The sequence below is a fragment of the Janthinobacterium sp. GW460-12-1-14-LB5 genome (assembly GCF_059423585.1).
In genome coordinates this window covers 343,132-363,157 of sequence record NZ_JBWKYD010000001.1, presented here as the reverse complement: position 1 = coordinate 363,157, position 20,026 = coordinate 343,132, and the positions used below count along the sequence as shown (strand labels likewise).

General features: G+C 61.0%; 18 protein-coding genes and 1 pseudogene. 10 read left to right on the top strand and 9 right to left on the bottom strand.

Annotation, left to right across the window (positions count from 1 at the left end; genetic code table 11):
* Window positions 1-8 precede the first annotated feature (8 nt).
* From AC07X6_RS01695 to mpl, 5 genes are all read right to left on the bottom strand, one after another.
* Window positions 9-866, bottom strand: a complete 858-nt coding sequence (locus AC07X6_RS01695) for an energy transducer TonB family protein (protein ID WP_494789890.1) — start codon at window positions 864-866, stop codon at window positions 9-11.
* Between the two features lie 136 nt (window positions 867-1,002).
* Complete coding sequence (locus AC07X6_RS01690) at window positions 1,003-3,090, bottom strand: ribonuclease catalytic domain-containing protein (RefSeq protein ID WP_230538883.1); 2,088 nt, start codon at window positions 3,088-3,090, stop codon at window positions 1,003-1,005.
* A 2-nt stretch (window positions 3,091-3,092) separates the two neighbouring features.
* Window positions 3,093-3,707 carry a chorismate--pyruvate lyase family protein gene (locus AC07X6_RS01685; protein WP_230538884.1) on the bottom strand — a complete coding sequence of 205 codons (615 nt, stop codon included), beginning with the start codon at window positions 3,705-3,707 and terminating at the stop codon, window positions 3,093-3,095.
* Window positions 3,704-4,288, bottom strand: coding sequence for a YqiA/YcfP family alpha/beta fold hydrolase (locus AC07X6_RS01680; RefSeq protein WP_230538885.1), 585 nt, complete (start codon window positions 4,286-4,288; stop codon window positions 3,704-3,706). Before AC07X6_RS01680 ends, AC07X6_RS01685 begins: the two co-directional genes overlap by 4 nt.
* Entirely contained in the window at window positions 4,285-5,661 is a 1,377-nt protein-coding gene (mpl, locus tag AC07X6_RS01675; protein WP_268993773.1) for a UDP-N-acetylmuramate:L-alanyl-gamma-D-glutamyl-meso-diaminopimelate ligase, read from the bottom strand. Before mpl ends, AC07X6_RS01680 begins: the two co-directional genes overlap by 4 nt.
* Window positions 5,662-5,776: 115 nt before the next feature.
* On the opposite strand from mpl, the gene AC07X6_RS01670 reads away from it, so the two are divergent.
* The 9 genes and pseudogenes from AC07X6_RS01670 (at window position 5,777) to AC07X6_RS01630 (ending at window position 12,738) form a co-directional block, all read left to right on the top strand.
* Window positions 5,777-6,415 (top strand): hypothetical protein, encoded by a 639-nt coding sequence (locus tag AC07X6_RS01670; protein WP_474292825.1) that lies wholly within the window; start codon window positions 5,777-5,779, stop codon window positions 6,413-6,415.
* 19 nt (window positions 6,416-6,434) lie between these two features.
* Window positions 6,435-6,989: a TlpA family protein disulfide reductase gene (locus tag AC07X6_RS01665; protein WP_494789862.1), complete on the top strand. Its 555-nt coding sequence runs from the start codon at window positions 6,435-6,437 to the stop codon at window positions 6,987-6,989.
* A gap of 82 nt (window positions 6,990-7,071) precedes the next feature.
* Entirely contained in the window at window positions 7,072-7,509 is a 438-nt protein-coding gene (aroQ, locus tag AC07X6_RS01660; RefSeq protein WP_034746628.1) for a type II 3-dehydroquinate dehydratase, read from the top strand.
* Window positions 7,510-7,600: 91 nt separating this feature from the next.
* Window positions 7,601-8,065 (top strand): acetyl-CoA carboxylase biotin carboxyl carrier protein, encoded by a 465-nt coding sequence (accB, locus tag AC07X6_RS01655; RefSeq protein ID WP_070222155.1) that lies wholly within the window; start codon window positions 7,601-7,603, stop codon window positions 8,063-8,065.
* Between the two features lie 101 nt (window positions 8,066-8,166).
* Window positions 8,167-9,582 carry an acetyl-CoA carboxylase biotin carboxylase subunit gene (gene accC, locus AC07X6_RS01650; protein ID WP_230538888.1) on the top strand — a complete coding sequence of 472 codons (1,416 nt, stop codon included), beginning with the start codon at window positions 8,167-8,169 and terminating at the stop codon, window positions 9,580-9,582.
* Window positions 9,579-10,523 (top strand): 50S ribosomal protein L11 methyltransferase, encoded by a 945-nt coding sequence (gene prmA / locus AC07X6_RS01645; RefSeq protein ID WP_230538889.1) that lies wholly within the window; start codon window positions 9,579-9,581, stop codon window positions 10,521-10,523. The genes accC and prmA overlap by 4 nt, the downstream gene beginning before the upstream one ends.
* An 8-nt stretch (window positions 10,524-10,531) precedes the next feature.
* Window positions 10,532-10,600: pseudogene (locus tag AC07X6_RS01640) on the top strand (MJ0042-type zinc finger domain-containing protein); the annotation flags it as partial.
* A 159-nt stretch (window positions 10,601-10,759) separates the two neighbouring features.
* Complete coding sequence (locus tag AC07X6_RS01635) at window positions 10,760-11,788, top strand: DUF3426 domain-containing protein (protein WP_494789889.1); 1,029 nt, start codon at window positions 10,760-10,762, stop codon at window positions 11,786-11,788.
* Between the two features lie 11 nt (window positions 11,789-11,799).
* Window positions 11,800-12,738: a carbohydrate kinase family protein gene (locus AC07X6_RS01630; protein WP_494789861.1), complete on the top strand. Its 939-nt coding sequence runs from the start codon at window positions 11,800-11,802 to the stop codon at window positions 12,736-12,738.
* Window positions 12,739-12,835: 97 nt separating this feature from the next.
* Here AC07X6_RS01630 and AC07X6_RS01625 read toward each other — a convergent pair whose 3' ends face one another.
* Together AC07X6_RS01625 and AC07X6_RS01620 are read right to left on the bottom strand one after the other, a co-directional pair.
* Entirely contained in the window at window positions 12,836-13,369 is a 534-nt protein-coding gene (locus tag AC07X6_RS01625; protein WP_227742044.1) for a YggT family protein, read from the bottom strand.
* 83 nt (window positions 13,370-13,452) lie between these two features.
* Window positions 13,453-14,421, bottom strand: a complete 969-nt coding sequence (locus AC07X6_RS01620; RefSeq protein WP_494789860.1) for a transcriptional regulator — start codon at window positions 14,419-14,421, stop codon at window positions 13,453-13,455.
* Window positions 14,422-14,446: 25 nt separating this feature from the next.
* Between AC07X6_RS01620 and AC07X6_RS01615 the strand changes: the two genes are divergently transcribed.
* Window positions 14,447-14,734 (top strand): hypothetical protein, encoded by a 288-nt coding sequence (locus AC07X6_RS01615; RefSeq protein ID WP_474292831.1) that lies wholly within the window; start codon window positions 14,447-14,449, stop codon window positions 14,732-14,734.
* Between the two features lie 719 nt (window positions 14,735-15,453).
* Here the strand turns inward: AC07X6_RS01615 and AC07X6_RS01610 are convergent.
* Window positions 15,454-16,605, bottom strand: a complete 1,152-nt coding sequence (locus AC07X6_RS01610) for a ribonucleotide-diphosphate reductase subunit beta (protein WP_034780261.1) — start codon at window positions 16,603-16,605, stop codon at window positions 15,454-15,456.
* Window positions 16,606-16,723: 118 nt separating this feature from the next.
* Complete coding sequence (locus tag AC07X6_RS01605; RefSeq protein ID WP_494789859.1) at window positions 16,724-19,675, bottom strand: ribonucleoside-diphosphate reductase subunit alpha; 2,952 nt, start codon at window positions 19,673-19,675, stop codon at window positions 16,724-16,726.
* Window positions 19,676-20,026: the final 351 nt, after the last annotated feature.

The following is a 20,026-nucleotide window of genomic DNA, read 5'->3' as shown; positions in this document are numbered from 1 at the left end:
TTGCTTGTTCAATTGCTGCCGCCAGTCAGGTTAGCTTCCATTTTTTCTTCGCGGGTAAATTTGAAACGGGTGATGACGACCCACAGGTCATCTTTGTCGCTCGACAACATATTCGGTGGGAATCGGCCGAACGGCGCCGCGCGGCGCACGATGGCCAGGGCCGCCGCATCCAGCGCGGGATTGCCCGAGCTTTTTTCCACGCGGGCGCCGCCCTCTTTCTGGTAAATCGTGCCGTCCTGGAAGATGGGGATGTACACGACCAGCTCGCCATACATCTTGCGGCCATTCTTTTGCGGGAAATTCAGGGTGCCGATTTCCTCGATGCGCTTTTGCAGGGTCTTGTAATACATGGCATAGCCGACCTCCTGCGTGCTGGGCGTAATAAAAGTCTTGCGCGGACGTTTATTCTGGTCTTCCACGGTCTGGCTGATCTCGGCCGCCATGCGCGCGATGGCCTTGCTGCTTTCCATCAAGTCCGAACCGGAAGCGAGGGGATTCGGCTTGTCCTTTTCCGTGACGGGCGCGGCGCTGTAAGGCGTCGGCCTGGCCGCCTGCGTCAGCAATTCCTGCTGTTTTTGTTCCAGTTCGGCAATGCGCCGGGCGCTGGCCTTGACGCTGTCGCCCTCTTCCACCTTGCGCATGTCGGGCAAGGGCGACTTGGCGCGGCCCTTGTCGGCCTGGCCACCGCCATCGAGGTTGGCTTGCGCCAGGGCATCGGCCTTCAGCGGCTTGTTCGCATGCTTGGCGTTGACCAGTATCACTTCCAGGCCGGGATCGGTGGCCACGGCCCGCTGCGGGGCCGGGGCGACAAAATGCATCGCCAGCAAGGCGCCATGCGCCAGCAGCGATACCGCCACGGCGATCATCAGGAAACGATTCTCTCGGAAAGACTTCACGCGCAACCCAGTTCCTTACAACACAAGATACAAGATGGCTGAATTCTACGTCAAAGGGCGGCGCGGAAAACAGTTTTAGTCCCGTTTTTCACGCCGCCCCGCGGCCTTACTTGACCTCGGGTTCGCTGACCACGTCTTCGCTGGCCAGTTCCGCCACTTCCGCGTCGGCGTCGCTGACCTGGTTCGCCGCTTCCGGCGAGGTTTCCGGCGCCACTTCGCCCTCTTCCGCGCCTTCGTCGCCCGATTCTTCCTCGTAGTCCAGCTCGGCACCGGCCGCCGCGTCGGGCACGGCGGCGATTTCCAGCAGGCGCGCTTCGATGCTCAGGTCGACTTCATCCCAGCGCAAGAGATCCAGCTTGACCTGCGCACCGCGCGCCACCGATGGCATGCCCGGCAGCTTGATGACCAGCGGAATGTCGACCAGGCGCAGGATTTCGTCTTTCAGCACCACGGCATCGACCTGGCGCGCGTTTTCCTGGTGCAGCCAGCGCAAGCACCAGTAGCGTTCCATGTTCGACTGGAAATCGCCATACGCGGCATACGCGGCGTCGAAGGCCGAAACGATGGCGAACAGGTTTGCGTCGCGCGGCTTGAACGGTGCCACCAGCGGCGCCGTCACGCCATGCTCGGCGCAAGCGATGATTTGCCACTGGTTCACCAGGTCCGTATAACGGCGCAGGGGCGAAGTGCTCCACGCGTATTGATCCACGCCAAGACCCTGGTGCGGCGCCGCATGGGTGACCATGCGCACCTGCATCTTTGCCGCCCAGCTATTGCCACTGCCGCCGCCCTGGCTGCGGTAGATGCCGGGCACGCCATGGTCGTGCAGCATCTTGCCCCAGGTACTGTTGGCAAAAATCATCAATTCGGCAACGATCTTGTCCAGCGGCGCGCCACGCTTGCGGCGCGCCACGGTGACGATGTCGTTTTCTACATAGAAGTTGAAATCGACGCGGTTGTTCTGTTCCGGCTTCAGACCAAACGCTTCGCGCTTCTTCATGCGGCCCTGTTCCAGCTGCTGCGCCCATTGCCACAGCACGGCAAAATCGGCCTTGTGCGGGTATTCTCCCTCGCCGCTGGCCAGGGTTTCCTCATTGACCACGTCGTCCAGCTGGTTATGGCGCAAATTGCTGGCGATCGGCACCAGCTCGGCGCGCGTCTGCGTGCTGACCACGGCCCAGTCCGCTTTCGGGTCCAGCGTGGCATACAGCGACAGGGCCGGGCACGTCGTGCCTTCCGCGAGCGTGAACGCATTCACGATTTCGTCGGGCAGCATGGTGATCTTGTCGCCCGGCATGTAGACGGTGGACATGCGCTGGCGCGCCATCTTGTCGATCACGTCTTCCGGGCGGATGCCCAGACCCGGCGCGGCGATGTGAATGCCCACTTTCACGGTGCCATCCGGCAACGGTTGCACGGAGAAGGCATCGTCGATCTCGGTCGTGGTCACGTCGTCGATCGAGAAGGCGGCCACGTCGGCCAGCGGCAGCTTGGCCGTCACGGCGGGCACGGGCACGTTGGGGAAACCGGCGCCTTTAGGGAAATTCTCGAAAAGAAACTTCGACAGGTGCAAATCTTTCGGCGAAGCAATGCCGCCGACCGCCAGCATCAAACGCGGCGGCGTCGTGTGCAATTCCGTGCACGCCGCTTCCAGCGCCTTGTATTCGATGGTGTTCTTGTCCGGCTTGAACAGCAGTTGCAGCACCATGGGCTGCATCGAGGCAGGCAAGCGGTTCTGTTTCAGCTCTTCCACATAGCCTGCCTGCACCAGCGCCTGCTGCTTTTTCTTTTCGATGCCGGCCAAGGCCGCCTTCAGCGACGCTTCCGGCGCCGCCTTGTAGCGGCCACGGCCCTTCTTGTAGAAATACACGGGCGCCGAATGCAGGGCCAGGATCAGGCCGGCCGCTTCCGGCGGCAATGGAGCATGGCCGAAATACTCGGCACCCAGCTCGGCAAAGCCGAACTCGTCTTCGCCCGCCACTTCCCACAGGAAATCGAGATCGATCTCGGCAGCAACGGCCTTGGCTTGTTCCAGCAGCTCGGCCGGGGCCGGCTTTTCATATTGCAGCAGCACGTCCTTGACCTTGACCTTGGTGCGCTTGCCGCTGGCCATTTCGACCTGGTACGCTTCACCCGCTTGCGACAGGACCGTGCCGACCTTGAAATCGCCGGATTCTTCAAAAAATAGATTCATTGTTATGCTTTGTTTATTAATGTGTCGGTTGCAACGGTGCGAGTGACGGACGTCAACTCCAGCACCGCCGGCAAAAATACTTCGGTTACCAGCAGCAAGCCCTGGTGACGCTGATACAGGCAACGGCGGGCAAAAAACAGCGACTTGGCGTCAAAGCGCCGCCCTTCCAATGCCAGCGCTGCCTGCGCCCGCTGCACCAGCGGGTGGCCGGCGCGCAAGCGGGCAAATTCAAGGTCGCCGCGGCGTACCATGCGGTCGCCAAACAGGGTCGTGCCCAGCGAACGCTCGCCCAGCGCGGAAAACAGGGGCCAGTCCGTGGCCGTCGCCTGCATGGGCACGACGGTATGGCCAAACACGGCCGGTCTGTTATCACAACGCAACAGCACTTCGCGTTCCCATACCCGCCCCGCGCGGTGCAAACCAATGATCGCGGCCTCGTCGCTCAAGCAGCGTGCCGTTTCCTGATGTAAACATTGCACGCGGAACGCCTGACTATGCGCTTTCAGCTTGGCCGTCAGCGAACCGCCGCCCGTCAGCCAGTGGCGCAAGGCCGGCGGCGCATTAACGGCGTTGACGTGCGCATGCCATTGCGCCTGCCGCAGCGAACCCGGCCTCACTGGGCCGCGTCCGTCGGGATGCCGCAAAATGCCAGCACGGGCGCCAGGTAGGCGGCAAATTCGCTGATGCCATGGTCGCTGCCGTCGATGACGCACTGCTGCGCCCCCTGATAATGCGCCACCATGTCGCGGTAGTCGAGCACTTCATCGCCGGTGGCGGCAATCAGGAAATAGCGTTGCGGCTCAGTAATTTTCTCTACAGCAAACGTGCGCAGCTCATCGATGTATTCGCGCTTGAACTCGAATGGCTTGTCAGAATGGAACTCCGTCGTCACGCCCACATGTTGCTCCAGGTCAATCAGGGGAACAATCGCAGGATTGAGCAGCACGGCGCGGCAGCCGAGCCGCTCGGCCAGCCAGGTGGCGTAATAGCCGCCCAGCGAGGAGCCGATGATGGTCAGGTCGGCCGGCGCCACGTCCTTGACCAAGGACAAGGCCAGTTCGATGGCCAGCTTGGGCGAGGCCGGCAATTGCGGGCATAGCCACTCTGCCTCGCGGCCCAGCGCCTGCATCTGCGCGGCCAGCAGGCGCGACTTCATCGACAGGGGCGACGAGCGGAATCCATGCAGGTACAGAATCATCGGCCCAGCGCCTCCAGCAATTTCTGGTGCACGCCGCCAAAGCCGCCGTTGCTCATGACCACGATCTGGTCGCCGGGACGGGCGCTGGCGGCCACGGCCGCCACCAGGGTATCGATGTCTTCGTAGGCGCTGGCAATCTTGCCCAGCGGCGCCAGCGCGTCGCCCAGGCTCCAGCCCAGCGCGGCATGGCTGCCGAAACCGAAGACCAGGTCGGCATCCTTCAGGCTGCCGGGCAGCGCATCTTTCATGGCGCCCAGCTTCATGGTGTTCGAACGCGGTTCCAGCACGGCCAGGATGCGGCCGCTGTTGCCAATCTTCTGGCGCAAGCCGCCCACGGTGGTGGCAATGGCCGTCGGGTGATGCGCGAAATCGTCGTACACGGTAATGCCGTTGACCACGCCGCGCACTTCCATGCGGCGCTTGACGCTCTCGAAGGTGGCCAGCGACGCGCACGCCTGGGCAATGGGCACGCCCACGTGGCGCGCGGCGGCGATGGCGGCCAGCGCATTACTGCGGTTGTGCTTGCCCGTGAGCGCCCACGCCACGTGGCCTTCCTGCTGGCCATTGAAATACACGTCGAAGCTGCCGTCGGCCTGCTCTTGCAGTTGCCAGTTGGCATCTTGACCAAAACTTTCCTGTTCACTCCAGCAACCACGCGCCAGCACGCGCTGCAGCGACGCCTCGTCGCCGTTGTACACGAGGCGGCCGATACCGGGCACGGTGCGCACCAGGTGGTGGAATTGCGTCTCAATCGCGTGCAGATCGGGGAAGATGTCGGCGTGATCGTATTCCAGGTTATTCATGACGGCCGTCTTCGCGTGGTAATGCACGAACTTGCTGCGCTTGTCGAAGAAGGCCGTATCGTATTCATCGGCTTCGATGACGAAGAAGTCGGACTCGGCGCTCTTGCCGTCGATCTTGCCGCTGAGGCGAGCCGAAATGCCAAAGTTCATCGGCACGCCGCCGATCAGGAAGCCCGGCGCGTAGCCCGCGTCTTCGAGTATCCAGGCCAGCATGGCTGATGTTGTCGTCTTGCCATGCGTGCCGGCCACGGCCAGCACCCACCGATTGCGCAAGATGTGTTCGCCGATCCACTGCGGGCCGGACACGTACGGCAGGCTGCGGTTGAGGATTTCTTCCACCAGCGGGTTGCCGCGCGAGACCACATTGCCAATCACATACAAATCCGGGTTCAACTTGGTTTGTTCCGGATCAAAGCCTTGAATCAGTTCGATTCCCTGCGATTCCAGCTGGGTGCTCATCGGCGGATAGACATTGGCATCGCAACCGGTGACTTTATGGCCGGCTTCCTTGGCCAGGACAGCCAGGCCGCCCATGAAGGTACCGCAAATGCCGAGAATATGAATATGCATGTGATCAGTGCGAAAGGTGCACGCTTAAGTAAGTAAGGCGGTGAGATAAAAAACAGCAAGTGCAGGATTTTACCTGACGCCATGACTTTTTCCGCTTCGGAGTATCATCTCGCTCATGACGAACGATGCATTTGACGATAGCGCGCAGTTGCGCCTGGAAATCGCCGCCGCTGCCGCGCGCCTCGTGGCGCAGGATGGCGCCGACTATGGCAGCGCCAAGCGCAAGGCGGCGCGGCAAGTCCTGGGCGACGCGCCGAACCTGCCGAATATACTTCCTGACAACGAGATGATCGAAGAACAGGTGCGGCAATACAATGCCCTGTTCCTGGCCGACAGCCAGCCGGCACGGCTGTTCCAGCTGCGCACGATTGCGCTGCAGGTCATGGAAGCGTTGCAACAATTTCATCCCCTGCTCAGCGGCCCCGTGCTCAACGGCACGGCCGGCCCCCACGACGAGATCTATCTGCAACTGTTTGCCGAGAGCGCCAAGGAAATCCACATCTTCCTGCTGAATAAAAATGTCGTGCTCGACATGTCGGAAAGCCCGCATTTCAAGGGAGCGCGTTATGATGCGGTCGAGACAGCCAGTTTCCTGTGGAAAAATGAAGGCGTGCACGCAGCCATGTATGAGCTCGACGATATGCGCGGCGCGCTGAAAGCCAAGGCCGACGGCAAGGTGCTGCGCACCGATATCGCCGGGCTGCGCAGCCTGCTGGCCGCCAGCCTCGCCGATGGCGTGCCGGCGGCCGACTAACATTGATATAGATAAAGTTATGACAAAAAAGAATTGGATCGCCTGCGCCATCGTCGCGCTGATGTTTGGCGGCATGGGCGCCTACGTCGGTTTGAGCAAGGAAAAAGCGAAAGCAGCGGGACCGCAGACGACCGTCATCGCGCCAGGCGCGACGGGGCCGGTGAATGAACTGTATGCGCTGTCCCTGCCGGACGCGGCGGGCGCCACGCAAGCCTTGTCGCAATGGAAAGGCAAGAATTTGCTGGTCAATTTCTGGGCGCCGTGGTGCCCGCCTTGCGTGGAAGAAATGCCGGAGTTATCCGAAGTACAAGGCCACTACGGGGCGAAAAACCTGCAGGTGATCGGCATCGGCATCGATTCGGCCAGCAATATTGCCACTTTTGCCAGCAAGGTCAAGATCGCCTATCCCGTGTACGTGTCCGGCATGAGCGGCACCGATCTGTCGCGTCATTTTGGCAATGCCACGGGCGGTTTGCCCTTTACGGTGCTGATCGGCGCCGATGGCGAAGTCAAAAAGACCTATCTGGGCCGCTTGAAATTTGATCAGTTGCGCGCCGATCTGGATAAATTGTAAATTCGGAGCGTGCTTTTTTCTCTTGCCAATGCGTATCTTTGGCGGCAAAATGCGGAACTTTCGCTAAAACGGTCTTCCATACATGGCAAAAAACCTCCTTCTGCTCAACGGTCCCAACCTGAATTTGCTGGGAACGCGCGAGCCTGAGGTCTACGGCGCCAGCACCTTGGCCGATATCGAGCAGGCAGCAATGGCGCAAGCCATGGCGGCCGGTGCCGACCTGGTCTGCTTTCAAAGCAACCACGAAGGCGCGCTGATCGACCGTATCCATGCCGCGCGAGCGGAAGGGATCGATGCCATCGTCATCAATCCGGGCGGCCTGACCCATACCAGCGTTGCCTTGCGCGATGCGCTGGCCGGGGTCGCCATTCCGTTCGTGGAAGTCCATATCTCGAATATTTATCAACGCGAAACGTTTCGACATCACTCATTTCTCAGCGCGATCGCGCAGGGGACGATCTGCGGGCTAGGTATCGATGGATATCGGTTTGCCATCGACTTTGCGCTTAAAAAACGTTAATCTACGCGATCTGCACGCATTTAGCGCGGCGATAGGTTCTTGGACATCACCGCATCACTCATAAAACAAACTACATTCCTAGGGGTTTTACATGGATCTACGAAAACTCAAGACCTTGATCGACCTGGTCGCCGAATCGGATATCGCAGAGCTGGAAGTTACCGAAGGCGAAAGCAAGGTTCGCATCGTCAAATCGTCGGCCATGCCGCAAAACCAGATGGTCATGATGCAGCCGCAAGGCATGCAAGCGCAATACCAGCCAGCCGCGCCAGCCGCCGCTCCCGCTGCGGCACCTGCCGTCGTGGTCGCCGCCGAGCCAACGGGCTATGTGGTCAAGTCGCCGATGGTCGGCACCTTCTATCGTTCGTCCGCTCCTGGCAGCGCCGCCTATGTTGAAGTGGGCTCGACCGTCAAGGAAGGTGATACCCTGTGCATCATCGAAGCGATGAAGCTCCTGAATGAAATCGACTCCGATAAAGCCGGCGTCGTGACCCAGATCCTGGTCGAAAACGGCCAACCGGTCGAATTCGGTCAACCCTTGTTTGTGATCGGCTAAAACCCAGTCCACACGGCCGGCAACGGCCGTTTGCAGTTTTAGCCCCTCACACTTGTTGTTTCGCCGGCTCGCCGGCTCTCACAGACATACGCGAACCTACCATGTTTGAAAAAATCCTGATTGCCAACCGTGGTGAAATTGCCCTCCGTATTCAGCGCGCCTGCCGCGAAATGGGCATTAAAACGGTTGTAGTCCACTCCGAAGCCGACAAGGACGCGAAATACGTCAAGCTGGCCGACGAATCCGTTTGTATCGGCCCGGCACAGTCGACCCTGAGCTACCTGAACATGCCCGCCATTATCAGCGCCGCTGAAGTGACGGATGCGCAAGCGATTCACCCAGGCTATGGCTTCTTGTCGGAAAATGCCGACTTTGCCGAACGCGTCGAGAAATCGGGCTTCGTCTTCATCGGCCCCCGTTCCGAATCGATCCGTTTGATGGGCGATAAAGTATCGGCCAAGCAAACCATGATCAAGGCTGGCGTACCGTGCGTACCGGGCTCGGAAGGCGCGTTGCCGGACGATCCGAAAGCGATCGTGCAAATTGCCCGCAAGATCGGCTACCCGGTCATCATCAAGGCCGCCGGCGGCGGTGGCGGACGCGGCATGCGCGTGGTGCACACGGAAGCTGCCCTGATCAACGCCGTGGCGATGACCAAGACGGAAGCGGGCACCGCATTCGGCAACCCTGAAGTGTACATGGAGAAGTACCTGGAAAATCCGCGCCACGTGGAAATCCAGATCCTCGCCGACGAACACAAGAACGCCGTCTGGCTGGGCGAGCGCGACTGCTCCATGCAGCGCCGCCACCAGAAAGTGATCGAAGAAGCACCAGCGCCGGGCATCCCGCGCAAACTTATCGAGAAAATCGGCGACCGTTGCGCCGAAGCGTGCCGCAAGATCGGCTACCGCGGCGCCGGCACGTTTGAATTCCTGTACGAAAACGGCGAGTTTTATTTCATTGAAATGAATACCCGCGTGCAGGTGGAGCATCCCGTCACCGAGATGATCACCGGCATCGACATCGTGCAAGAACAGATCCGCATCGCCGCCGGCGAAAAACTGCGTTTCCGCCAGCGCGACGTCTTGCTGTCGGGCCACGCCGTCGAGTGCCGCATCAATGCGGAAGACCCGTTCAAGTTCACGCCATCGCCAGGCAAGATCGTCTCCTGGCACGCACCGGGCGGCCCTGGCATCCGCGTCGACTCGCATGCCTATGCCGGCTACTATGTGCCGCCGCACTACGACTCGATGATCGGCAAAGTGATCGCTTACGGCGCCACGCGCGAGCAAGCGATCCGCCGCATGCAGATCGCCCTGTCCGAAATGGTGGTCGAAGGGATCAACACGAATATCGCCCTGCACCGCGAGCTGATGATCGATGCGCGCTTCATCGAAGGCGGCACCAACATTCACTATCTGGAACAGAAGCTGGCCGACATGCCGGACCTGGGCAAGAACCTCAATAGCGGCAGCCCCAGCATCGCCAAGAAATCCGAAATCAAGGCGGGCGCATGAGCTGGACGGAAATCGTCATTGAAATCGCCCGCGACAACGCCGAGGCCATGTCCGACGCGCTGATGGAAGCGGGCGCCCTGTCGGTGTCGGTGGAAGACGCCGACGAAGGCACGGAAGCCGAGCAGCCGCTGTTTGGCGAGCCGGGCATGGAACCGAAGGAAGCGGCGTGGGAACGCAGCCGCGTGGTGGCGCTGACGGACGTCGACGCCGACCAGGCCGCCATCGTGGCCGCTGCCGCGCAAGCGGTGGGCATGGCGGAAGCGCCCGCCTTTACCGTGCGCCCCGTGGAAGAGCAGGACTGGGTGCGCCTGACCCAGTCGCAATTCGCACCGATTCACATCGGCAAGAACATCTGGGTCGTGCCCAGCTGGCACGAGGCACCGGACCCAAGCGGCCTGATCCTGGAACTGGACCCGGGCCTGGCCTTCGGCACGGGCAGCCATCCGACCACGCGTTTATGCATGGAATGGCTGGAAGCCCATCCGGCCCCAGGCAAGACCGTGCTCGACTACGGTTGCGGTTCCGGCATCCTGGCCATGGTTGCCAAGAAACTCGGCGCGCAAACGGTGGCTGGCGTCGATATCGACCCGCAAGCGATCGAATCGGCGCGCGACAATGCCGAGCGCAACCAGTGCGACATCGAATATTTCTTGCCAGACACGTTTGCCACTTCGGCACACGCCACGGCCAAGTTTGACATCGTCGTTGCGAATATCCTGTCGAGCCCGTTGAAACTGATGGCGCCGATGCTGTCGGGCCGCGTTGCCGACGGCGGCGCCCTGATCCTGTCCGGCGTGCTGGCACGCCAGGCGGAAGAAGTGGCTGCTGCCTACGCCCCATTCATCCAGTTGGGTGTGTGGGCAGAGCAAGACGGCTGGGTAGCCCTGCATGGCCGCCTGGGCGCCACGCAAGCGCCTGCGCCTCGCGCGGAAGGTGCATAAGCACAGCAATGGCCCTCGCCACCAAATGCCCCCATTGCAACACGATATTTCGGGTCGCTGCTGACCAGTTGAAGTTACGTGGGGGCATCGTGCGCTGTGGCACGTGCAGGGAAGTATTTGACGGCAATGCCGCGCTGGTCGATCCAGCCGCGGCATCGCCGTTTTTAACATCCGCCCCCGGCACGGCCGCCCCGCCGTCGGCCAGTTACCTAGCCGACAACAGTCTGGCGTCCGCCATGGACGACGAACCCATTTATTCCCTCGACTTCGACACCTCGTTCGACCCGTTCGGCATCTTGCCGGAAACGGCGCAGCTCAAGGATGACGCAGACGATGGCGAACACATCGAGCTGGACCTCGACGTGGTCCTGCCCGACGAGGCGCTGGCCGACGCGCCGGCCGCCGCACCGCTCGACATACCTGAACCTGAAGCAACACCGGCAGAAACACTGCCAGAACCGCCAGAACCACCGTTGCCCCAGCCGATGGCGCCCTTCAAGCGCCGCCAGGTGGATGACGCGCCCGCCTTCGCCACGTATTTGCGCGATAGCCGCCGCGAACCGAACCTGGAAGCTGGCGCCGCACCGGTGCTGCCTGCGGCCGAAAAAGTCAGCCTGGACAAGCCTGCGACCGCGCGCCGGGAACCCACGCTGGCAGACCACTCGTTCGAAGCGCTGCCCGCCGCCCCCGTTGCGCCGGCGCCAGCCGAAGAGCAGGAAGAATCCGTCCTGCCGCCGGCCGACGAGGAACCGGCCTTCGTCACCCAGGGCCGGCGCCGCGAACAGAGCGGCAAAGCCTTGCGCGTGGCCATGGCCGCCGGCTCCGTGGTGCTGCTACTTTTGTTATTCCTGCAAGTAATGACCACCTTCCGCAATCCGCTGGCGGCACAATTTCCGCAATGGAAGCCGACCCTGGTCGCGCTATGCAAGCTCAGCGGCTGCCAGGTCGACTTGCCGGCGCAGATCGAGGCGCTGTCCATCGAGCAGGGCGAGCTGCAGACCTTGAAGGAACAGACCTTTTCATATGTGTCGCTGCTGCGCAACCAGAGCCGCAGCGCGCAAGCCTGGCCCAGCATCGAACTGACCCTCAACGACGCCAACGACAAGCCGGTCTTGCGCCGCGTCATCGCGCCGCGCGACTACCTGCCAGCCGCTATCGACGTGCGCCAGGGTTTTGCGCCGCGTTCGGAACAAACCATCAAACTGTACTTTGCATTAGACCAGCTCACGGCGTCTGGCTATCATATCGCCATCTTTTACCCCTAACAGACACTATCATGACCAAAACATCGCTGATCTGCGGCTCGCTTGCCACCGACACCATCATGCAATTCCCCGGCCGCTTCGGCGAATCCCTGCTGGCCGACCAGTTGCACAAGGTGAACGTCTCCTTCCTCGTACCTACCATGCGCACGGAGTTTGGCGGCTGCTCGGGTAACATCGCCTACAGCCTGAAAATGCTGGGCGGTGACCCGCGCATCGTCGGCGTGATGGGGCAAGATAGCGCCGCCTATCTGGAACGCCTGCAAAAGCTGGGCATTTCCACCGCCAACATCCTGATCAAGGCCGATAGCTACAACGCGCAGTGCTTCGTCACGGCCGATGCGGACAATAACCAGATCAATGCCTTCCACCCTGGCGCCATGTCGTTCGCGCATGAAAACCCCATCGCCAATGCCGGCCCGGCCAAGGTCGCCATCATTTCGCCGGACGGCGACCAGGGCATGCTCAAGCACGCTGCCGACCTGGCCGAACTGGGCATCCCCTTCATGTTTGACCCGGGTCAACAGTTGCCACGTTTCAATGGCGAACAGTTGATCGACTTCATCAACAAAGCCACATATGTGTCGGCCAACGATTATGAGATGGAAATGTTGATGGAACGCACGGGCTTGGCTCTGCCGGACATCGCCAGCCGCCTGGAAGCGCTGATCGTCACGCGTGGTGAAAAAGGGTCGGAAATCTATACGGACGGCAAGCGCATCGACATTCCTGTCGTGACCGCCAAGGAAGTGCTGGATCCGACCGGCTGCGGCGACGCCTACCGTGCCGGCTTGCTGTTCGGCATCACCAACGACCTGGGCTGGGAAACCAGCGGCCGCCTGGCAAGCCTGCTGGGCGCCATCAAAATCGCCACCCAGGGTGCGCAAAACCACGTGTTTACGCCAGAGAGCATTGCCGAGCAGTTCGAAGCGGCGTTTGGTTACCGTTATTAATCCAGCAAAGCCCGCGTAAGGCTGGGGTCGGACCCTGAGTGTCCGACCCCGGTATCTGCATTTGGGCTTCTAACAAGCAACGAGATCCTCTCTCGTTTTACCTCAGCACAATAATCATCCCCACCAGCACCTGCGCGATCTGCAGCAGGATCAACGCCACCAGCAGCGACAAATCCAGACTGCCCACCAGCGGCACCACCTTGCGGATCGGACGCAGCAGCGGCTCGTTCAGGGCCCGTACGAACGGCGCCAGCGGCGCATGCGGGTTGACCCAGCTGAAGATGGCTTCGATGATCAGCAAGGCCATGAAACCGTAGAGTATCCATTGCAGGAAGCGTTGCAGCGACTTGAGCAGCACCACCTCGACGGGAGCCCCGGAAATAAACAGCACCGAGCTGGCCAGCAGCACGATCAGGAAGGCGCCGATCAGGCTGGCCCAGTCATACCCGCCCACGCCCGGCACCACACGGCGCAGGGGGCGCACCAGCCAGTCGGACAATTGAAACGTGAATTGCGCCACCGACGAGGGCGGCCGCACGCGCACCGCCTGCATCCAGAAGCGCAGCAGCAACACGCCGCCCAGCAAGGTGGCGATGGTATCAACGATCAATGTAAGGATAACGATCAGCACGACTAATTCTCCAAAAAAAAACCGCTGTGTGATTGAGTCACACAGCGGCGTGTTGCCTCATCCAGGCACCCGTATCGCAGGAATTACGATGGGCGGGTGCTGGTTGGGAATGGCCAGGCTGCAGCCGGTGCCAACACGGTTTTTGCTACAGGTGCGATAGGCGCCGATGGCTTGGCGACAGGCGCTGCCTTCTTCGGTGCGGCTTTTTTAGGCGCGGCCTTCTTGGCGGCTGGCTTGGCGGCCACGGCGGCTGGTGCCGCTGGAGCTGCTGCCGGCGCTGCTGCCACGACTGGCGCGGCGGCTGGCTTGGCGGCAGGTTTCGCTGCTGCTTTCGCTGCCGGCTTGGCCGCTGGCTTGGCTGCAGCTTTTGCTGCCGGCTTCGCTGCTACCTTGGCCGCTGGCTTGGCTGCCACTTTCGCTGCTGGCTTCGCTGCAACTTTGGCAGCAGGTTTCGCTGCTGCTTTGGCTGCCGGCTTGGCGGCTACCTTGGCTGCTGGCTTGGCGGCCGGCTTCGCTGCCACCTTGGCCGCTGGCTTGGCTGCGGCCTTGGCTGCTGGCTTCGCTGCTACCTTGGCTGCTGGCTTCGCTGCTACCTTGGCCGCTGGCTTCGCTGCAGCTTTTGCTGCTGGCTTGGCTGCTGCTTTGGCGGCCGGCTTCGCTGCTGCCTTGGCGACGACTTTTTTCGCTGCTGGCTTGGCTGCCGCTTTGGCGGCCGGCTTGGCTGCTGCCTTGGCTGCAGGTTTCGTTGCGGCTTTTTTCGCTACCGGCTTCGCTGCTACCTTGGCTGCTGGCTTGGCTGCAGCTTTGGCTGCTGGCTTGGCGGCTGCTTTGGCGGCTGGCTTGGCGGCTGGCTTGGCGGCTGCCTTGGCGACGACTTTTTTCGCTGCTGGCTTGGCTGCTGCCTTGGCTGCAGGTTTCGCTGCGGCTTTTTTCACTGCTGGCTTGGCGGCTGCCTTGGCGGCAGGTTTCGCTGCGGCTTTTGCCGCCGGCTTGGCAACGGCTTTTTTCGCCGCTGGCTTGGCGGCTGCCTTGGCGACAGGTTTCGCTGCCACTTTCGCTGCCGGCTTGGCGGCTGCCTTGGCTGCCGGCTTAGCTGCCGGCTTGGCTGCCGGTTTTGCTGCTGCCTTGGCCGCTGGTTTCGCTGCGGCTTTCGCTACTGGCTTGGCAGCCACTTTTGCTGCAGGCTTGGCTGCGGCTTTGGCGGCTGGTTTTGCTGCTGGTTTCGCTGCGGCTTTGGCAGCTGGTTTAGCGACAACCGTCTTCGCTGCGGCTGCCGGCTTCTTCGCGGCAGGAGCAGCCTTGGCGGCTGGTTTCTTTACTTCTGATTTCTTAGCGGCTGTTGCCATTTGTCTCTCCTTCATCTGAGATGAGAAATTTAAGCTACAAGATTTAAACCCGTCCGGCCCACCACTGGGATAGGCCAGGCGAATTATTCATCGGCACAAACGGTCGTTTGCGCTAATGAATTCGGCACCAGCTGAACTGCTGCAACTCCTCACGTTTGCAGCACTTCAGCCATCGTCGGTGCCACCCTGCTTTATCTCGCAGCTGGTGGCAAAGTCTGAATTCGGTCATTCGTTTTCGATGCCGTGCGTTTTTTCGCTCCTCGCATCGCGCTCGCCACAACACCCATGCGTCAAATAAAAAACCGCCATGCCTGAAAAAATTCGGGCACGGCGGCAGACGAAAACGGTGTGGTTTTGTGCATATCCGTGTAAATCTGTATCCCTGTTTTGCGAGGTTTTTTCGCTACCGCGCTGGTTAAAAAACCCCGCATTCTAACGCTCGCATTTGCAATCTCATAAAGTACACGAAAACCTTGTCAATGCGCAACCGGCACGACACGTTTTCGCCCGCTTTTTTGCACGTTACGCGTGCTATCGCACAATCGCGCGGCAAATGCCGCCGCCAGCGTCTCCGGAAATGCTTTTTCGGGTGTGCGATGCGGCCATGCGCGGCATCCGGAAATCCTGGCGCAGGCCTCGTCGCATGCACCGATGATGCGCGCATTTTTCCGCCGCCACACACGCAAAAAAAAAGCGCCGTCACGATGACGGCGCTTGTTGGCGTAGCCTGAAAAAGAATTACTCCCAGTTCAGCGCACCGCCCGTTTGGTACTCGGTCACGCGGGTTTCGAAGAAGTTGCGTTCCTTCTTCATGTCGATCATTTCGCTCATCCACGGGAATGGATTTTCTTCCTGCGCGAACAGCGGCTCGATGCCGATCTGCTGCGCGCGGCGATTGGCGATGAAGCGCAAATAGCCCTTGAACATCGGCGCGTTCAGACCCAGCACGCCGCGCGGCATGGTGTCTTCTGCGTACGCGTATTCCAGTTCCACAGCCTTCATGAACAGATCCTTGATCTCTTCGCGGAAGGCGGCCGTCCACAGCTGCGGGTTTTCCATCTTGATCGTGTTGATCAAGTCGATGCCGAAGTTGCAGTGCATCGATTCGTCGCGCAGGATGTACTGGTACTGCTCGGCAGCGCCCATCATCTTGTTCTGGCGGCCCAGCGCCAGGATCTGCGTGAAGCCGACGTAGAAGAACAAACCTTCCATCAGGCAGGCGAAGACGATCAGGGACTTCAGCAGCTTCTGGTCGTTTTCCACCGTGCCGGTGACGAAGGCCGGGTCGGTCAGGGTGTTGATGAACGGGATCAGGAATTCATCCTTGTCGCGGATCGACTTGACTTCGTTGTAGGCGTTGAAGATCTCGCCTTCGTCCAGGCCCAGCGATTCGACGATGTACTGGTAGGCGTGCGTGTGGATCGCTTCCTCGAACGCCTGGCGCAGCAGGTACTGGCGGCACTCGGGCGCCGTGATGTGGCGGTAGGTGCCCAGCACGATGTTGTTGGCGGCCAGCGAGTCGGCGGTAACAAAGAAGCCCAGGTTGCGCTTGACCAGGCGGCGCTCGTCGTCCGTCAGGCCGTTCGGGTTTTTCCACAGCTCGATATCGCGCTGCATGTTCACTTCCTGCGGCATCCAGTGGTTGGCGCAGCCGGCCAGGTATTTGTCCCATGCCCACTTGTACTTGAACGGCACCAGCTGGTTGACGTCCGTCTTGCCGTTGATGATGCGCTTGTCGTCAGCATTCACGCGGCGCGCCACTTGCTCGGCGTTCGCTTCGGACGGCTCGGCGCCGGCCGGCAGGTTCAATTCGGTATTTCCCAGTGGCGCTTGCTGCGCCGGACGCGGCACAGCTGCCGACGTGGTTTCATCATCCCAAGACAACGACATATTCTTCTTCCTTTCCATGCCGGCGAGCCGGCGATCCACAACAGGCCCGTTGAATCGGACAATGCGGACATTGACAACATTGAATCAGCCCAGAAGTTCTGGGCTGACAACTAAAATCTTACTGGCAGGCTTCGCACTCTTCAAAGCCGTCATCACCGGGACGCAGATAGCAGGCTTCGCCATCGGCGTCATCCGCCGCCGCTGCCACTACCGGCGCCACGGCCACTGCTGCTGCCGCCACGACGGCTGCCTGGGCGCTCTGTGCGCTGGCCGACATGCCGCCATCGACTGCCACGGCGTTCAGGGCGCCCGTCTTGGAGGTCGATTTCTCCATGTGGGTAGCGGCGATGGTACGCAGGTAGTAGGTGGTTTTCAGGCCACGCAGCCATGCCAGCTTGTAGGTCTCGTCCAGTTTCTTGCCCGAGGCGCCAGCCATGTAGATATTCAGCGACTGGGCCTGGTCGATCCACTTCTGGCGACGCGAAGCCGCTTCCACCAGCCAGCTTGGCGACACTTCAAAGGCCGTGGCGTAGATATCGCGCAGGTCTTGCGGGATGCGGTCGATCTTCACCAGCGAGCCGTCGAAGTACTTCAGGTCGGAGATCATGACTTCATCCCACAGGTCGCGCGCCTTCAGGTCGCGCACCAGGTAGCCGTTGATCTCGGTGAATTCGCCCGACAGGTTCGATTTCACGTACAGGTTCTGGAATGTCGGCTCGATACAGGCCGAGACGCCGATGATGTTCGAAATCGTCGCCGTCGGGGCGATCGCCACGCAGTTCGAGTTGCGCATGCCGAACTTGGCGATGCGTTCGCGCACCGGGGTCCAGTCCATGGCCGACGAGGAATCGACTTCCAGGTAACCGCCGCGCTCTTCGGCCAGCAGTTTGACCGAGTCCTGCGGCAGGATGCCGCGGTCCCACAGCGAACCGGCGTACGATTCATAGCGGCCGCGCTCTTCGGCCAGTTCCGTCGACGCCAGGTAGGCGTAGTAGCAGACGGCTTCCATCGAGGTGTCGGCAAACGACACGGCGGCGTCCGAGGCGAACGGCACGCGCATCATGTGCAGGCAGTCCTGGAAGCCCATGATGCCCATGCCGACCGGACGGTGGCGCATGTTCGAGTTGCGCGCCTTGTCGACGGCGTAGTAATTGATGTCGATGACGTTGTCGAGCATGCGCATGGCGGTGCGGATGGTCTTGGCCAGCTTGACGTGATCGAGCTTGCCTTCCTTCATGTGCGCCGGCATGTTGACGGAACCGAGGTTGCAGACGGCGATTTCGTCAGGGCCCGTGTTCAGCGTGATTTCCGTGCACAGGTTCGAGCTGTGGACGACGCCGACGTGCGACTGCGGGCTGCGGATGTTGCACGGATCCTTGAACGTGATCCATGGATGGCCCGTTTCAAACAGCATCGACAGCATCTTGCGCCACAGGTCCAGTGCCGCGATCTTCTTGAAGACGCGGATTTCGCCGGCGGCGGCCTTGGCTTCGTAGCCCAGGTAAGCCTGCTCAAAAGCCTTGCCGACCTTGTCGTGCAGGTCTGGCGTGTCCGATGGCGAGAACAGGGTCCAATCGCCTTTTTCCATGACGCGCTTCATGAACATGTCGGGAATCCAGTTCGCCGTGTTCATGTCGTGCGTGCGGCGGCGGTCGTCGCCCGTATTTTTGCGCAGGTCGAGGAATTCCTCGATGTCCATATGCCAGGTTTCCAGGTAGGCGCAGACGGCGCCCTTGCGCTTGCCGCCCTGGTTGACTGCCACGGCCGTGTCGTTGACCACTTTCAGGAACGGCACCACGCCTTGCGACTTGCCGTTGGTGCCCTTGATGTGGGCGCCCAGGGCGCGTACCGGCGTCCAGTCGTTACCCAGGCCGCCGGCGAACTTGGCCAGCAATGCGTTGTCCTTGATGGCGTCGTAGATGCCTTCCAGGTCATCGGAGACGGTGCTCAGGTAGCACGACGACAACTGCGAGCGCAGGGTGCCCGAATTGAACAGGGTCGGGGTCGAGCTCATGAAGTCGAACGAGGACAGCAGGCTGTAGAACTCGATGGCGCGCGCTTCGCGGTCCGCCTCGTTCAGCGCCAGGCCCATGGCCACGCGCATGTAGAACGCCTGCGGCATTTCGATGCGTACGTCCTGGATGTGCAGGAAGTAGCGGTCGTACAGGGTTTGCAGGCCGATGTAGCCGAATTGCAAGTCGCGGTCGGCCACGATGGCTTTCGCCAGGCGCTCCAGGTCGAAACTGGCGAGTACCGGGTTCAGCAGCTCGGCGGCGATGCCCTTGGCGATGTATTGCGGGAAATAGGTCAGGTATTCGGCGGCAGCGGCCGCTTGCGGCACTTCCTTGCCGAACACTTCCTTGCGCACCGTGTGCAGCAGGATGCGCGCCGTGACCTGGCTGTAGGCCGGGTCTTTTTCCATCAGCGCGCGCGCCGCCAGGATGGCCGACTTGTGCAGCTCTTCAACGGGCACGCCGTCGTACAGGTTTTTTACGGTTTCAGCCAGGATGGCGTCGGCATCGACGTGCTTTTCCAGGCCGGCGCAGGCGGCGTTGATCAGGTCGCGCACTTCCTGCATGTCCAGCAGGCGGCGCACGCCGTTGTCAAGCACGTTCAATTGTGGTGCGGAAACTTGCGCGGACGCGCCCAGCGCTTCCTTCTGCAGGCGGCGCTCCTCCATGTGCTTGGCACGGTACAGCACGTAGGCACGCGCCACGTCGTGTTCGCCCGAACGCATCAGCGACAGTTCCACCTGGTCTTGCACGTCTTCGATATGGAAGGTGCCGCCGCCCGGATGGCGGCGCACCAGCGCGGCGACGACGCCGTCCGTCAATTGTTCCACCAGTTCGCGGATGCGTGCCGAGGCTGCGCCCTGGCCGCCGTTAACGGCCAAAAACGCCTTGGTCATGGCGATGGCGATCTTCGAAGGCTCAAATGCCACCACTGCGCCGTTGCGGCGGATGATGCGATAGTCGCCCAATGCCGCGCCCGTGCTCGCCACGCTGTTGGCCGCGCCTGGCGCTGGCGATACTGGCGTTGGATGGATGGAAATATCTTGTGGTGATTGCATTGAAGCTCCCGTTGTCAGCTAAAGTCAGCCTGCAGTTTTGCTGCCGCGTGTGTTGTTGAATAGAACGCCCGATGGTCAGGGTTTCTTCAGGTATTTGTTGCTAAATAGTAAATTAATGATACATAAAACAGGGTCAGAATTCATATCGCCACACCGCACTGCCCGGCTGGCGCGAAACACGATCGAGGGTGATAAACCGCCAGTTCCAGTGCTTTATCAGCAATCTGGGTAGCTTTGACAATAATTCTGAAAACGTCTGTGATGGCACTACATATAGTCTTTACATCCAACTTCTGCACTAATTGTAGTGCCCATCGAAGGGCGATGCAATAGTTTTCCGGCATCCGTCGG

Coding starts and splice junctions, on each gene's coding strand:
- AC07X6_RS01695 (WP_494789890.1), bottom strand. CDS start 866: ATGATCGCCGTGGCGGTATCGCTGCTGGCGCATGGCGCCTTGCTGGCG.
- AC07X6_RS01690 (WP_230538883.1), bottom strand. CDS start 3,090: ATGAATCTATTTTTTGAAGAATCCGGCGATTTCAAGGTCGGCACGGTC.
- AC07X6_RS01680 (WP_230538885.1), bottom strand. CDS start 4,288: ATGATTCTGTACCTGCATGGATTCCGCTCGTCGCCCCTGTCGATGAAG.
- mpl (WP_268993773.1), bottom strand. CDS start 5,661: ATGCATATTCATATTCTCGGCATTTGCGGTACCTTCATGGGCGGCCTG.
- AC07X6_RS01670 (WP_474292825.1), top strand. CDS start 5,777: ATGACGAACGATGCATTTGACGATAGCGCGCAGTTGCGCCTGGAAATC.
- AC07X6_RS01665 (WP_494789862.1), top strand. CDS start 6,435: ATGACAAAAAAGAATTGGATCGCCTGCGCCATCGTCGCGCTGATGTTT.
- aroQ (WP_034746628.1), top strand. CDS start 7,072: ATGGCAAAAAACCTCCTTCTGCTCAACGGTCCCAACCTGAATTTGCTG.
- accB (WP_070222155.1), top strand. CDS start 7,601: ATGGATCTACGAAAACTCAAGACCTTGATCGACCTGGTCGCCGAATCG.
- accC (WP_230538888.1), top strand. CDS start 8,167: ATGTTTGAAAAAATCCTGATTGCCAACCGTGGTGAAATTGCCCTCCGT.
- prmA (WP_230538889.1), top strand. CDS start 9,579: ATGAGCTGGACGGAAATCGTCATTGAAATCGCCCGCGACAACGCCGAG.
- AC07X6_RS01635 (WP_494789889.1), top strand. CDS start 10,760: ATGGACGACGAACCCATTTATTCCCTCGACTTCGACACCTCGTTCGAC.
- AC07X6_RS01630 (WP_494789861.1), top strand. CDS start 11,800: ATGACCAAAACATCGCTGATCTGCGGCTCGCTTGCCACCGACACCATC.
- AC07X6_RS01610 (WP_034780261.1), bottom strand. CDS start 16,605: ATGTCGTTGTCTTGGGATGATGAAACCACGTCGGCAGCTGTGCCGCGT.
- AC07X6_RS01605 (WP_494789859.1), bottom strand. CDS start 19,675: ATGCAATCACCACAAGATATTTCCATCCATCCAACGCCAGTATCGCCA.